Source organism: Microtetraspora glauca, from assembly GCF_040656155.1.
GTDB classification, from domain to species: Bacteria; Actinomycetota; Actinomycetes; order Streptosporangiales; family Streptosporangiaceae; genus Microtetraspora; species Microtetraspora glauca.
On record NZ_JBFALK010000025.1, the window covers coordinates 1 to 13,861 of the forward strand.

At 71.7% G+C, this 13,861-nt stretch carries 13 protein-coding genes; 8 read left to right on the plus strand and 5 right to left on the minus strand.

Annotated features, from left to right (window positions below; genetic code table 11):
• Positions 1–105: 105 nt before the first annotated feature.
• On the minus strand, positions 106–738 hold the full coding sequence (locus AB0I59_RS35050) for a hypothetical protein (protein WP_358139820.1): 633 nt from the start codon (positions 736–738) through the stop codon (positions 106–108).
• A gap of 178 nt (positions 739–916) precedes the next feature.
• On the opposite strand from AB0I59_RS35050, the gene AB0I59_RS35055 reads away from it, so the two are divergent.
• The 4 genes from AB0I59_RS35055 (at position 917) to AB0I59_RS35070 (ending at position 4,948) form a co-directional block, all read left to right on the plus strand.
• Complete coding sequence (locus AB0I59_RS35055) at positions 917–2,986, plus strand: sensor histidine kinase (protein WP_358139823.1); 2,070 nt, start codon at positions 917–919, stop codon at positions 2,984–2,986.
• Positions 2,983–3,633 carry a response regulator transcription factor gene (locus AB0I59_RS35060; protein ID WP_358139826.1) on the plus strand — a complete coding sequence of 217 codons (651 nt, stop codon included), beginning with the start codon at positions 2,983–2,985 and terminating at the stop codon, positions 3,631–3,633. Before AB0I59_RS35055 ends, AB0I59_RS35060 begins: the two co-directional genes overlap by 4 nt.
• 188 nt (positions 3,634–3,821) lie before the next feature.
• Positions 3,822–4,220: a hypothetical protein gene (locus AB0I59_RS35065; protein WP_358139829.1), complete on the plus strand. Its 399-nt coding sequence runs from the start codon at positions 3,822–3,824 to the stop codon at positions 4,218–4,220.
• Between the two features lie 389 nt (positions 4,221–4,609).
• Positions 4,610–4,948 (plus strand): hypothetical protein, encoded by a 339-nt coding sequence (locus AB0I59_RS35070; RefSeq protein WP_358139832.1) that lies wholly within the window; start codon positions 4,610–4,612, stop codon positions 4,946–4,948.
• A gap of 44 nt (positions 4,949–4,992) precedes the next feature.
• On the opposite strand, the gene AB0I59_RS35075 is transcribed toward AB0I59_RS35070, so the two are convergent.
• The 4 genes from AB0I59_RS35075 to AB0I59_RS35090 are packed head-to-tail and all read right to left on the minus strand — an operon-like array spanning position 4,993 to position 8,481.
• Positions 4,993–6,186, minus strand: coding sequence for an ABC transporter permease (locus AB0I59_RS35075; RefSeq protein ID WP_358139835.1), 1,194 nt, complete (start codon positions 6,184–6,186; stop codon positions 4,993–4,995).
• Positions 6,183–6,905 carry an ABC transporter ATP-binding protein gene (locus AB0I59_RS35080; protein WP_358139838.1) on the minus strand — a complete coding sequence of 241 codons (723 nt, stop codon included), beginning with the start codon at positions 6,903–6,905 and terminating at the stop codon, positions 6,183–6,185. The genes AB0I59_RS35075 and AB0I59_RS35080 overlap by 4 nt, the downstream gene beginning before the upstream one ends.
• On the minus strand, positions 6,902–7,966 hold the full coding sequence (locus tag AB0I59_RS35085; RefSeq protein WP_358139841.1) for an efflux RND transporter periplasmic adaptor subunit: 1,065 nt from the start codon (positions 7,964–7,966) through the stop codon (positions 6,902–6,904). Before AB0I59_RS35085 ends, AB0I59_RS35080 begins: the two co-directional genes overlap by 4 nt.
• Positions 7,963–8,481, minus strand: coding sequence for a hypothetical protein (locus tag AB0I59_RS35090; protein WP_358139844.1), 519 nt, complete (start codon positions 8,479–8,481; stop codon positions 7,963–7,965). The genes AB0I59_RS35085 and AB0I59_RS35090 overlap by 4 nt, the downstream gene beginning before the upstream one ends.
• 191 nt (positions 8,482–8,672) lie before the next feature.
• On the opposite strand from AB0I59_RS35090, the gene AB0I59_RS35095 reads away from it, so the two are divergent.
• The 4 genes from AB0I59_RS35095 to AB0I59_RS35110 all read left to right on the plus strand — a co-directional run bounded on the left by AB0I59_RS35095 (position 8,673) and on the right by AB0I59_RS35110 (position 13,858).
• Positions 8,673–9,326, plus strand: a complete 654-nt coding sequence (locus tag AB0I59_RS35095) for a response regulator transcription factor (RefSeq protein WP_228641056.1) — start codon at positions 8,673–8,675, stop codon at positions 9,324–9,326.
• On the plus strand, positions 9,323–10,594 hold the full coding sequence (locus AB0I59_RS35100) for a sensor histidine kinase (RefSeq protein ID WP_358139847.1): 1,272 nt from the start codon (positions 9,323–9,325) through the stop codon (positions 10,592–10,594). Before AB0I59_RS35095 ends, AB0I59_RS35100 begins: the two co-directional genes overlap by 4 nt.
• Positions 10,595–10,712: 118 nt before the next feature.
• Positions 10,713–11,477 (plus strand): HAD family hydrolase, encoded by a 765-nt coding sequence (locus tag AB0I59_RS35105; protein ID WP_228641060.1) that lies wholly within the window; start codon positions 10,713–10,715, stop codon positions 11,475–11,477.
• Complete coding sequence (locus AB0I59_RS35110) at positions 11,474–13,858, plus strand: glycoside hydrolase family 65 protein (protein WP_061259827.1); 2,385 nt, start codon at positions 11,474–11,476, stop codon at positions 13,856–13,858. The genes AB0I59_RS35105 and AB0I59_RS35110 overlap by 4 nt, the downstream gene beginning before the upstream one ends.
• Positions 13,859–13,861 lie beyond the last annotated feature (3 nt).

Genomic DNA, 13,861 nt, shown 5'->3' on the forward strand with positions numbered 1-13,861 from the left:
CAGTCGTACCGGGCGACACGGCGACCCGTGGTGGTGACTTCACGCATTTCTCGACCCGCGTCGTCCCCCTGCGGTCGGGCCCGCACCCAGCCCGGGGAGAGGGCGTCACACGATCCGCGGAGACGCCGCGAGCCGGATCCCGATGTGGCTGTGGGTGCCCAGCAGCCACGCCGCGCTCACGTAGACCGACACCGTGGAGCCGCCGACGATCTGGGCCACCATCGACACGGGGAACCACATCCCCGCGAGCAGCGGCAGCCAGCGCAGCGCCCCCTGGTAGCGCCGGGTCACCGCGACCGCGACGCCCAGGACGAGCATGCCGATCTGGCTGAGCGGCCAGCTGGCGTCGAGGATCAGCAGCGCGGGCGGGAAGTCGTCGTAGGTGGCGTACCCGAAGGACAACGCGTTCACGAGGAACGCGACGGGCAGCAGCACGAGCAGGCCGGCCGGGATCACCCGGCCCCAGCGGTCGCCCGTCCCCCGGGTCCGCAGCACCACCTCGACCAGGGCGAAGACTCCCACGACGAACAGCATGCCGGTGACGCTGTCGAGCGTCTGGATGCCCTCCTGGATCTTGTCTCCGACGATGACGGTGCCGGCGGCCCAGGCGGCCGCGCCCACGGCGAGCAGCACCCCGGCGAGGCGAACCCGCCCCGGGGAGATCGTGGGCGCCGCCGCCGAGGGGCGGCTGGAGCTGTCCTCCGGGTTGACGTTGCTGGGCTGGATGTGCACGGCCATGGTCGTCCTCCTCGATCGCTGGGGTTCCCACCGTCCCCGCGACCTGTCCCGGGCGGCCAGTGAGCAGTGCCACGCGCCGCGTCCCGGCCGGCCCGCCCCGGTCAGGGACCCGTGTCCCGGATCGACGGGGACACCGCTCCCGTGACGGCGCGGCGGGCCGCGTGGCACGCTGAGTGTCGTGTCCGGCCTTCCCCGCGCGCTTCCCCCGGCGATCCACCACGAGATCTCCCGAGCGCCCCGCCGTACCGCGTCGGCCGCGATCGTGGTCGCGGCGCTGTCCGTCGTCGCCGCCGCGCTCGCCACGTGGGCCGACATGGCGGCCGGTCCCGGACCGCGACCCGAGCCGTTCGACTGGGCCGTCTGGTCCTCCACGGTCCCCGGCGTAGCCCTCGCGGCCGCCGGCGGCGTGCTCGCCCTCCGGCTGCCCCGCCATCTCATGACCTGGCTCCTGATCGGCGGAGGCGCCGTGGCCTGCGCCAACGGTCTCGCCGCCGCCTACGCGGTGTTGTCCCTGACCGGGCACGGAGGGACGCTGCCGCTGACCCCGGTGGCCGTGTACGCCGCGGCGCGGCTGGGCCCGCTGCTGAACCTCGTCCCGCCGCTCGTGCTGCTGTTCTTCCCCGACGGCCGCCTGCCGTCGCCGCGCTGGAGATGGGCCGCGTCGCTCTCCCTCGGCTCCATCGGTCTGGCGATCCTCGTCTTCCTCACGCTCCCCTGGCGGATCGAGTCCACGGCGAGGACGTGGCCGGGGATCGACCTCCCGCTCCCCCCGATCCCGGACGACATCTGGCGGGCGGCCATGGCCGTCGCGCCCGTCCTGCTCGTGCCGAGCCTCCTCGTACCGGTCGCGGCGTTCGCGTGGCGGTTCAGAGGGTCCTCGGGCGTGCGCCGCGCGCAGCTCCGCTGGATGTTGCTCGCCGCGCTGTTGAACGGGGTCCTCACCCTGATACCCATGCTGGTCAGGGGCCTGCCGCAGGATCTCGCGTTCGTCGTCTCCATGGTCGCGATCGCGGCGGCCGTCCTGGTGGCGGTCGGCCGGTACCGGCTGTACGACATCGACCCGGTGCTCAACTGGACCCTCCTGTACGGCGGTCTCGCGGTCGCGGTGGTGGTGATCGACGTCCCGGTCTTCGTGGGGCTCGGTGCGCTCATCGACGAGCCGGTCGCGGCCGTACTCGCGGCGGCCGTGGTGGCGGTCGTCTACGCGCCGCTGCGCACCCGCGCGCGCCGGTGGGTGAACCGCGTACTCGCCGGGGGGAGCGAGCCGTACGACGTGGTCTCCGTGCTCGCCCGGCGGCTGGAGGACTCCGTGGGCCCCGACGAGCTGCTGCTCGAGGTGGCCAGGGCGGTGTCGGCGTCGTTCCGCTCGCCGTACGTCCGGGTCGAGCTGGACCGGGCGGACGGCCAGACCGTCGTGGTCGAGCACGGGACGCCCCGCGACGGCATGCTCGTCCTGCCGTTCGCCTACCGGGAGGTCCCGATCGGGCGGCTCGCGCTGGCCCCGCGCAGGGGGGCGCCCCTGGCCGAGGCCGACCAGCGGCTCCTCGCCGACGTCGTACGGCAGGCCGCCGCGGCCGTACGGGCGACCGCGCTGACGGAGGAGCTGCAGCACAGCCGCGAGCGCCTGGTCACCGGTGTGGCCGAGGAACGCCGCAGGCTGCGCAGGGATCTCCACGACGGGCTGGGCCCGACGCTCGCCGCCGCGGCGCTGAAGGTCGAGGCCGCGCGCAACCTGGCCGTACGCGATGTCGGCGCGGCCCGGGACGCGCTGGACCAGGTGCGGCGGGACCTGGCGACGGTGATCGGAGACGTGCGGCGCCTCGTGCACGACCTGCGCCCACCGGCCCTCGACCAGTTCGGCCTGGCCGAGGCGCTGCGGCAGGAGGGGGCCAGGTTCCGCGCCGGAGGGCTCGCCGTACGGGTCGAGGCGCTGGGGGACATGGACGGGTTGCCCGCCGCGGCCGAGGTGGCGGCCTACCGGATCGTCTGCGAAGCTCTGGTCAACGTCGCCAGGCACGCGGGCGCCGTGACCTGCGAGGTGCGCCTGACCGCGAGCGGCGACGAACTGGAGGTCGAGGTGGTCGACGACGGGCGGGGGATCCGGCCGGGCGCCCTGGTGGGGGTGGGCCTGGTCGGCATGCGGGAGCGCGCCGAGGAACTCGGCGGCCGGTGCGCGGTCAGCACCCCGGAGGGGGGCGGGACCCGGGTTCACGCGGTGCTCCCGGCGCGGACGGGAGCGTCGCTGTGACGCCTCGGGTGCTGCTCGCCGACGACCACCCCGTGTACCGCGAGGGCCTGCGGATGATGCTGGCCTCCACCGGTGACGTCGACGTGGTCGGCACCGCCGCCGACGGGGACGAGGCGGTCGCCCTTGCCGTCGAGCTGCGCCCGCGTGTCGTCGTGATGGACCTGCGGATGCCCCGACTGGACGGCGTGCAGGCCACCGAGCGGATCGTGGCCGCGTGCCCGGAGACCGGCGTGCTCGTCCTCACGATGCACGAGGACGACGAGAGCGTCTTCGCCGCCATGCTGGCGGGAGCCCGCGGATACCTCCTGAAAGGCGCCGACCAGACGGAGATCATGCGCGCCATCACGGCGGTCGCGAGCGGAGAGGTGATCTTCGGTCCCGCGCTGGCCGGGCGGGTCACCCGCTACTTCGCCAGGCTCGCCTCCTCCCAGCCGTCCCGGGAGGAGGCGTTTCCCGAGCTCACGGTGCGTGAGCGGGAGGTGCTCGACCTCATCGCCGCCGGGCTGTCCAACGGGATGATCGCCGAGCGCCTGCATCTGTCGCCGAAGACGGTGCGCAACAACGTGTCGAACGTCTTCGCCAAGATGCGGGTCGCCGACCGGGCCCAGGCCATCGTCCAGGCCAGGAAGGCCGGGTACGGCCACTGACGTGCCGACCGCCGGATAGCCGAAATTTCGCGATATTTCGTTATTCGGTGTCGGGCCGTATCTCGACGTTTTGGCAAGAGACGGTAATCATCCCAGTTTTAAGGTCATCGCACGCGTGGTCGGTGCTCGGCCCCGGGGTACACAGGCTGACGTCGCCTATTCCGGAGAAGAACGTCTCCGTCGTGCCGATGACTGAAGGGCAGGTGTGCGACGAGATGATCCGCCGCCGCGTGGGAGAAACGCACGCCATTTCGGGGCGCAGGATATGGGCACCGGCATTGGCCGTGACGGCGGTCGCGATGTTCGGGGCCGTCGCGTGGCCGCACGAGGGGGCGAACGCGACGGCGATCCGTCCCGCCGCCTGGGTGACGACGACCGCCGGCGACCGTGGTCCCATCGTCGTGCGCACCGGCAACGGCAAGTGCAACAAGAACATTTCGGTCTCGATCAACAGCCCCACCATCCAGCGCGGAGTGCAGCAGGTGTCGAACACCGGCGAGAGCAACAACACACAGTCGGCCCTCTGCAGGAAGCGGGGCCGCGGCTGCAAGATCTTCCAGAGGATCAAGGCGTTCCACAGGCGATGAAGACGCTCATCGTCCGCCGGAGCGCACGGTAATGATGCGGTAATAACCGTCCTCCTCGTCATCTGCGCCCGGATCGGGGTACGCCCTTTTCAGTACGCTGGCGAAACGGTTCCGGCCCCGAAGACGGCCCGAACTCGTCCGGAATTCAGCAGAGGGCGACATCGATGATTTGTCAGCAGGCCGGCCGGACGCTCAGCGGAAAGAAGAGCCTTGCCGTTCTCTTTCTCGTCGGCGCTTCCGTTTCGACGGCATTCATCGCCGGCATCGCGCCGCTTCCCGCGTATGCGAAAGCGGAGCGTTCCCCGGCTGACCGGAGCTCCGGGCGCGATGGCGGTGGCGGGGACGAGAACAACACCGGAAACGGCAGCCGTAACAAGAACATCTCCGCGGTGAGGAGCCCGACGAAGAATCGCGGCTTCCAGCACACGTCGACCAGTGATATCGGCGGAGCCACCAGCGTCCAGAACGCCCTGTGCCGTGATGCCAAGGTGTGCACGATAACGCAGAACGTCACGGTGGTTCTCCCGGCCGAAGCCGGAAAGGGCGATCCGCGGCCGGCGGACACCGACGCCATGCGGCAGTCCGGCACGTCCGCGCCGGGACCGGACCCGACGTCCGACGGCGTGGGCGTGCCGGACACGCTCGACACGGCCCTGTTCTGGTACCGGGACGATCTGTCCGACCCGGTCCGTGCCTCGCTGGGACCGGGCTTCGGCGATCTGTGGTGAACTCGCCCCCGGGTCCAGCGGGGCCGGGCGCTGACGCGTGACCGTCAGGTGGTGGCCAGCGCGACGGTCGGGGACAGGCGGGCGGCGCGCATCGCGGGATAGAGGCCGGCGACGGTGCCGACGAGGAGTGTGGCGCCGATCGCCCCGCCGATCGCCCATGGCGGCACGACCGGTGGCCAGTCCCGGGACAGCGCGTACCCGATCGTGGCCAGGGCGCCGAGCACCGACCCCGCGATGCCGCCCAGCGCCGACAGCAGCAGGGACTCCGCCAGGAACTGGACGCGTACCTGCCCTCTGGTGGCGCCGAGGGAGCGGCGCAGGCCGATCTCCTTGCGGCGTTCCAGCACCGAGATCACCATCGTGTTGGCCACGCCGACGCCGCCGACCAGCAGGGCGACGCCGCCGAGCCCGAGCAGCAGGTTGGTGAAGGCGCCCGCCGCGGCGGCGCGCGCGGCCAGGGCGTCGGACGGCCTGCTGACGTTGACCTCCTCCGGGTTCTCCGGGTTCACCGTACGGGGGAGCACGGCACGGACGGCTTCCACGGACTCCTCGGCCGATCGTTCGTAGATCGTCGTGGGGTGACCGTCGAAGCCCAGGTGTTTCTCGGCGGCGGGGAATCCGATGAGTGCCGACCGTTCGATCTCGGGGGCGAGCGGCATCGGGCCCAGGATTCCGATGACGGTGAACCATCGGTCGCCCATCCACACCTGGACGCCGGTCCTGGTGATGCCGAGCCGTTCGGCGGCCTTGGAACCGAGGACGACGGCGGGCCGCTGTTCGGTGGCGGCGTTCAACCAGGTTCCCTTGGCGACGCGTCCTTCCAGTGTGGTGAGCAGGTCGACGGTCGCGGCCTGGACGGAGATGCCGCCGGTCACCGCTTCGGGGATTTGGTCGGTACGCCGTACGGTCGCCTCGACGGAGCCGGTGGCGGCGGCGGTGCGGACCGGGCCGACGCGGCTGACCATGGCGGCCGCGTCGACGGGCAGCTTGGCTTCCTCCCCGAAGAGGGTCTGGCCGGCCGAGACGGTGAGCATGTTGGTGCCGAGCCGGTCGAGTTGGCGGAGCAGTTCCTCCCGCGAGGACGAGGAGATGCCGATCACCGCGATCATCGTGGCGATGCCGATGGCGATCCCGAGCGCGGACAGGATCACCCGGGTCGGGCGGGTGCGCAATCCGGCCGCGCCGACCCGCAGCACGTCGGAGGGGCTGAGCCGGGCGGGCACCGGCCGGCGGGTCATTCGCGGGCTCCGATCGTGATCTCCGCGGGGGCCCGGCGACCGGAACCTTCGTCGGCGACGATCCGGCCGTCGCGGACCCGGACCTGGCGCGGGCACCATCCGGCGATCTCCATGTCGTGCGTGATGACCGCGATCGTCGTCCCGGCGGCGTGCAGGTCGCGCAGGACCCGCAGCACCTCTGCGCCGGCGGCCGAGTCCAGGTTGCCGGTGGGCTCGTCGGCGAGCAGCAGCGGCGGGTCGCCGGCGACCGCGCGGGCCACCGCCACCCGCTGCTGCTCGCCGCCCGACAGCTGCTCCGGCCGGTGCCCGAGCCGGTGGCCGAGGTGTACCCGTTCCAGGGCGGCGGCGGCCCGCTCGCGCCGGGCCCGCAGCGGGATCCCGGTGTAGAGGAGGCCGTCGGCCACGTTGTCCAGCGCGGTCATGCCGGGAGCCAGGTGGAAGCGCTGGAAGACGAACCCCAGGTGGTGCGCGCGCAGCGCGGACAGTTCGCGGTCGGACAGGTCGGCGACGTCGTGCCCGGCGATGCGTACGGTGCCGCTGGTGGGCCGGTCCAGGGTCCCGATCATGTGGAGCATGGTGGACTTGCCCGACCCGGAGGGGCCGACGATGGCCAGCAGCTCGCCACCCCCGACCGCCAGGTCCACCCCGCGCAACGCCTGCACGTTCCCGGCGTAGACCTTGGTCACGTCACGCAGTTCCACGACGTACGGCTCGGTCATGACGCGGGCACCCCCACCCGCATGCCCTCGGCCAGGCCGGTGCCGGTGATCTCCACCATGCCGCCGCCGAACGCGCCGGTCTCGACCGCCACGAGGCGGGTGGCGCCGTTCTCGACGACCTCGACGCCGAAGCCGCCCTCGCGCAGCGCGAGCAGCGCCTCCACGGGTACGGCCAGCACGTTCTTGTGCCGCTCGCTCACCAGCTCGACCTCGACCGGCGCCTGGTCCAGCCTGGTCTTGGGGGTTTTGTCCAGGGTGATGTCGACGTCGACGGTCGTGGTCCCGTCGCCCTCCCCCTGGCCGGATCCGCTGGACCTGGCCACCGTGCCGACCGAGGTGATCTTTCCGCTGATCTGCTCGCCGCCGGGCAGCTCCACGGTGACCTTGGCCCCCTTCCTGGCCAGCGTCTGGTCACCGGTGTCCAGATCGACGTGCACCAGCCGCCGCAGGCCGCTGACCGTGAGGACCGACCGGCCGGGGCCGGTCTTCGCGCCCACCTCGGTCTTGGCGTCGGTCACCCGGACCGCCGAGGGCAGAAACACCACCTGCGCGGCGTCCACCCGGCCGGTCTCCGGCAGCCCGCGGTCGTCCTGCCACGCCTTGACGGCCAGGTACGTCGCGTAGCTGAAGTGGTCGTCCACCGTCAGGTCGTCCCCGTAGCCGAGGGCCTTGAGGTTGCGCTCCAGTTGCTCGACGTCCGGGCCGTCAGAGACGCCCTGCTGCAGCGGGCGGTAGAGCGGCAGCGTGCCGTACATGAGCACGACCGGTTTGCGGTCGACCTTGAGCAGCGAGCGGCCGCGGCGGATCACCGCGCCCTCGGCGGCCACCCACGTCACCGTGCCGGACGCGTCCGTGCTGAGTTGGCGCTCGCCCGCGTAGGTGAGCGCGCCGTCGACGGTCTTGGTGTCCACCAGGTCCTGCCGGGTGATCGCCGCCGTGGCGGTCGTGGGAGGTGTGGCCGGCGCCGCCGCCTCCGTGCCGCCGCCGTCGAGCAGGGACACCACCGTCCAGGCGGCGGCGATCGCGAGGAGGCCGGCGGTGGCGGCGAGGAGCTTTCTCACGGCTTCTCCTTGAACTTCGGCGCGAACTCCTTGCACGCCTCCTCCGCCGCCTTGAGCTTCTGCTCTCCTCCCTCGGGGATCTTCATCTGGACCCGGCCGTCGGTCGGGTCGGGCATGTCGATGCCGTGCTCCCGCATGCACTGGGCGAGCTTCAGCATCCGGTCACGCATCTCCGGATCGTCCGCTCTCACCTTGTCGCCGACGGCCTTCTCCATGATGGGCTGGCACTCCTTCATCGCCGAGTCCGCCTTGCCCTTGTCCATGCCCTTGGGAATCTGGACGCGGATCCTGCCGTCCGTGCCCGGGTCGGGCATGTCGATGCCGTGCTCCCGCATGCACTGCGCGAACTTCAGCTGGGCATCGTGCGGGTCGAGTGACGCCGACGCGGACGCGGACGCGGTGGGATCGGCCGAGGCGCCGCCGGCGCTGGCGATGCCGTCTCCTTTCGAGGCGGTGCCGCAGGCGGCCAGCGCCAGCGCCAGCGGGGCGGTGACCGCGAGTAGCCGGATGTTCATGGTTCACTCCTTCGTGCCGCGGGGCCTTCGCCCGGGGCGCGGCCCAACTTCAGCGGGACCGGTGCTAAACGCGGATAAGCCCGGACAGGCGTTGGACGGGCGCGGATCTGGGGGTGGCTCGCCTTACCCGCGGCTAACACGTGGTCGGTCAGTCTCGGTGTGCCGCTTCAGGCGAGTCCCGGGAGGTGCGGATGCGCGTGCTCGTCGTCGAGGACGAGGAACAACTGGCCGACGCCGTCGCGCGTGGGCTGCGGCTGCACGCGCTCGCCGTGGACGTCGCGTACGACGGTCAGGAGGCGCTGGAACTGGCCGCGTACATCGACTACGACGTCATCGTCCTCGATCGTGACCTCCCGGAGGTGCACGGGGACGACGTCTGCCGGGAGCTGACGGCGGCGAGCGGGGCGAGCCGGATCCTCATGCTGACCGCGGCCGGGCAGGTACGCGACCGGGTGGACGGGCTGTCCATCGGCGCCGACGACTACCTGGTCAAGCCGTTCGTTTTCGCTGAGTTGGTGGCCCGGGTGCGGACGCTGGCCCGCCGCTCGCCCCGGGCGGCGCCGCCCGCGCTCGAACGGGCCGGCGTACGGCTCGATCCCGCACGCCGTACGGTCACCAGGGACGGGCGGGAGGTCACGCTGAACCGCAAGGAGTTCGACGTGCTGCTCGCGCTGTTACGCGCGGGCGGGAACCTGGTCTCCTCGGCCGAGCTGCGCAGGTCCGTCTGGGACGAGTACGCCGACACCGGGACGGGCGTGCTGCGCGTGACGCTGACCTCGCTGCGCAGGAAACTCGGCACGCCACCGCTGATCGAGAACGTGCCCGGCAAGGGGTACCGGTTGTGAGCGCGTCCGGCACCTCGCGGCCGCGACGCGTCCTCGCCGCGGCGTTCCCCTGGAACAGGCTGGGGCTGCGCATGCGGCTCACCCTGCTGTACGGCGGGCTGTTCTTCGTCGCGGGCTCGGCGCTGCTCTGGTCCACCTACCTGCTGACCGCCAGGGCGCTGGACCAGCAGTTCGTCATGCGGCTCGCGAAAGCGGACATCACTCCCGCGCTGCCCGATATGGGGCCGACGAAGATCAGCGGTCAGATCTTCACGAGCACGGTGAAGACGGAGGTGGAGCAGCGGGCGGCGGGCGTGCTGTCCGAGATGTTGCGGTCCTCGCTCCTCATCATGATCCTGATCGGGATCGTCGCGCTGGTGCTCGGCTATCTGGTGGCCGACCGAGCGCTGCGGCCCCTCGACCGCGTGACCGAGACCGCGAGGCGGCTCTCGGAGAGCACGCTGCACGAGCGGATCGCGCTGCGCGGCCCGCAGGACGAGGTCAAGCGGCTGGCGGACACCTTCGACGGGATGCTCGACCGGCTGCACCGGGTGTTCGACGCCCAGCGCCGGTTCATCGCGAACGCCTCGCACGAGCTGCGCACCCCGCTGGCGATCAACCGTACGGTCCTGGAGGTGTCGCTGGAGGAGCCCGCCGCCTCAGAGGACCTCAAGGCGCTGGCCCGCGCGCTGCTCGGCACGAACGCCCGGTACGAGCGGCTGATCGACGGCCTGTTGCTGCTCGCCCAGTCGGAGCAGGAACTCACCGTGCGCAAACCGGTCGATCTCCGCTATATCGCTCACACCGTGCTGGACGAGCTCGACCTCGCGCCGCGGAAGAGAGCGGTCACCGTGCATCAGGACCTGCGCCCGGCGGTCGTCCAGGGGGACCCGCTCTTCCTGGAACGCTGCCTGTTCAACCTGCTGGAGAACGCCGTCAAGTACAACGTCAGGGACGGCGAGGTCTGGCTCACGGTCCGCGACGATCGCGACCACCGTGGCGACCACCGTGGCGACCACCGTGGCGACGACGGTGACGGGGTGGTCGTCACGGTGGAGAACACCGGGCCCCAGGTGCCGCCGTACGACGTGGACGACCTGTTCGAGCCGTTCCGCCGGTTGCACGGGGAACGGATCCGCTCGGCGCGCGGCGCCGGGCTCGGCCTGTCCATCGTCCGCGCCATCGTGGACGCCCACTGCGGTACGGTCACCGCCCGGCCCCGCCCGGAAGGCGGCCTGATCGTCAGCGTCCGGCTGCCCCGGGGGACGGAGCCGGACCCTTCGCCATAGGCCGTGGCGGTGAGTCCGATGATCGGCCTCTTTGCGGGTAGGGGGGAGGAAAACCGGGTTCCGGATGAGCCGAGTTCCGGACGGTCGAGTTCGGGCCGGTCGAGGAGGTCACCCAAGGATGGAGCTGTCTGCCGCGAAGACGCTGGGCCTGCCGGACCGGGTGCGGGCCTGCCTGTTCGATCTGGACGGCGTCCTGACCCGTACGGCAGGGCTGCACGCCGCCGCGTGGAAGGAGATGTTCGACGCGTTCCTGCGCGCGCGGGCCGAGCGGACCGGCGAGCCCATGGTCCCCTTCGACCGGGTCGCCGACTACGACACCTACGTGGACGGCAAGACCAGGGCCGACGGCACCCGGGCGTTCCTGGCCTCGCGCGGCATCCACCTGCCCGACGGAACCCCCGACGACCCGCCGGACGCCGAGACCGTGAACGGCCTGGGCAACCGCAAGAACCAGCTGGTGCTGAGCCGGGTCAAGAAGGACGGCGTGGACGTGTATGAGGGATCGGTCCGCTACGTCCGCGCGGTGCGGGACGCCGGGCTGCACCGGGCGGTGGTGTCGTCGAGCGCCAACTGCCGCGAGATGCTCGCCGGGGCCGGGATCGAGGACCTCTTCGAGGAACGCGTCGACGGTCGCACCGTGATCCGCGACCACCTGGCGGGCAAACCGGCGCCGGACACGTACCTGGCGGCCGCGCGGGCGCTCGGAGTGGCGCCGGACGAGGCGGCCGTCTTCGAGGACGCGCTGGCGGGGGTCGAGGCCGGGCGGGCCGGGCGGTTCGCCTTCGTGGTCGGGGTGGACCGGGCCGGGCAGGCCGACGCGCTGCGCGAGCACGGCGCCGACGTGGTGGTGTCCGACCTCTCCGAGCTGATGGACCGATCATGATCAAGCATCCGGCGTTCGCCTGCGAGCCCTGGTGCCTGCGGGTGTCCGGGCTGGACCTGGACGTGCTCGCCCAGTCCGAGTCGCTGTTCGCGCTGTCCAACGGGCACATCGGCTGGCGCGGCAACCTCGACGAGGGGGAACCGCACGGCCTGCCCGGCAGCTATCTGTCCGGTGTCTACGAGCTGCGGCCGCTGCCGTACGCCGAGGCCGGCTACGGCTACCCCGAGTCGGGGCAGACGGTCATCAACGTCACGAACGGCAAGGTGATCCGGCTGCTCGTCAACGACGAGCCGTTCGACGTGCGTTACGGACGGCTGCGCGCGCACGAGCAGTCGCTGGACTTCCGGGCCGGTGTGCTGCGCCGTACCGCCGAATGGGAGTCTCCGGACGGGTGCACGGTGCGGGTGTCCTCGATCCGGCTGGTGTCGCTGGTCCAGCGGGCGATCGCGGCGGTCTGGTACGAGGTGGAGCCCGTGGACGAGGAGCTGCGGGTGGTGGTGCAGTCCGAGCTCGTCGCCAACGAGCAGCTTCCGCGCGTGGCGGGCGATCCGAGGGTCGCCACCGCGCTGGAGGCGCCGCTGGTCGCCTGCGAGAACGCGGCCTGGGACGCCCGCTCGGTGCTGGTGCACCGCACCCGTCAGAGCGGCCTGTGCGTCGCGGTGTCGATGGACCATGTCATCGACGGGCCGCCCGGCACCGGCGTCGTCGCGGAGAGCTCTCCCGACCTCGGCCGGGTGACGGTGACGGCCTCGATCTCGCCCGGGAATCCGTTGCGGCTGGTCAAGTTCGTCTCGTACGGCTGGTCGGGCGCGCGGTCGCGCCCCGCGGTCCGTGACCAGGCCGACGCCGCGCTCGCCGGCGCGCGCCAGACCGGCTGGGACGGGCTGGTCGCCGAGCAGCGGAGCTACCTGGACGACTTCTGGGCCCGTGCCGACGTCCGGGTGGAAGGGGATGCCGAGATCCAGCAGGCGGTGCGGTTCGGGCTGTTCCACATGCTCCAGGCCACCGCGCGCGGCGAAGGGAGGGGCATCCCGGCCAAGGGGCTGACCGGCAGCGGCTACGACGGGCACTGCTTCTGGGACAGCGAGGCGTTCGTGCTGCCGGTGCTCACCTATCTCCTCCCCGAGGCCGTCGCCCACATGCTGAGCTGGCGGCACAGCACCCTGCCGATGGCCGAGGCTCGCGCCCGGCAGCTCGGGATGAAAGGGGCCACCTTCCCCTGGCGGACCATCCACGGGGAGGAATGCTCCGGATACTGGCCCGCCGGGACCGCGGCCTTCCACGTCAACGCCGCCATCGCCGACGCCGTCAACCGCTATCTCGACATCACCCGGGACGAGGCGTTCGAGACCTCGGTCGGCCTGGAGCTCCTCGTCCAGACCGCACGGTTGTGGCGCTCCCTGGGACACCACGACGCCGACGGCGCCTTCCGCATCGCCGGGGTCACCGGCCCCGACGAGTACAGCGCCGTCGCCGACAACAACGTCTACACGAACCTGATGGCCCAGCGGAACCTGCTCGCGGCGGCCGAGTCGTGCAAGCGCCACCCCGAGGAAGCCAGGAAACTGCACGTCGACGAGGAGGAGGCGGCGGGCTGGCGGGACGCGGCCCAGGCGATGTACGTGCCCTATGACGAGACGCTCGGGATCCACCCGCAGGCCGACGACTTCACCAACCACCAGGTGTGGGACTTCGCCGCGACCAAGCCCGACCAGTACCCTCTGCTGCTGCACTTCCCGTACTTCGACCTGTACCGCAAGCAGGTCGTCAAGCAGGCCGATCTCGTCCTGGCCATGCACCGCAGGGGCGACGCGTTCACGCCCGAGCAGAAGGCCCGTAACTTCGCCTACTACGAGCGGATCACCGTACGGGACTCGTCGTTGTCGGCCTGCACCCAGGCGGTGATCGCGGCGGAGGTCGGCCACATGGACCTCGCCTACGACTATCTCGCCGAGGCGGCGCTGATGGACCTCGAGGACGTCGAGCACAACACCCGCGACGGGCTGCACATCGCGTCCCTGGTCGGGAGTTGGATCGCCCTGGTCGAAGGGCTCGCGGGCATGCGCCACCACGATGGCACCATGTGCTTCGCGCCCCGGCTTCCGTCGGGGCTCACCGAGCTCTCCTTCACCGTGTCCCTGCTGGGGCGGCGGCTGACGGTGAAGGTGAACCGGGACACCGCCACCTACACCCTGCTCGCCGGTGAACCGCTCACGATCGTCCATCACGGGCGGCCGGACACCGTCTCCACGGCCGCGCCGGTCAGTCACCGGATCCCTCCGATCTCCCCCGGAGAGCCGCCCACGCAGCCGCCCGGACGCGCCCCGGCCCACCGGCTGTCCATGCAGGACACCGGCTTCCGGCGGCCCACCCGGGCGTGATCC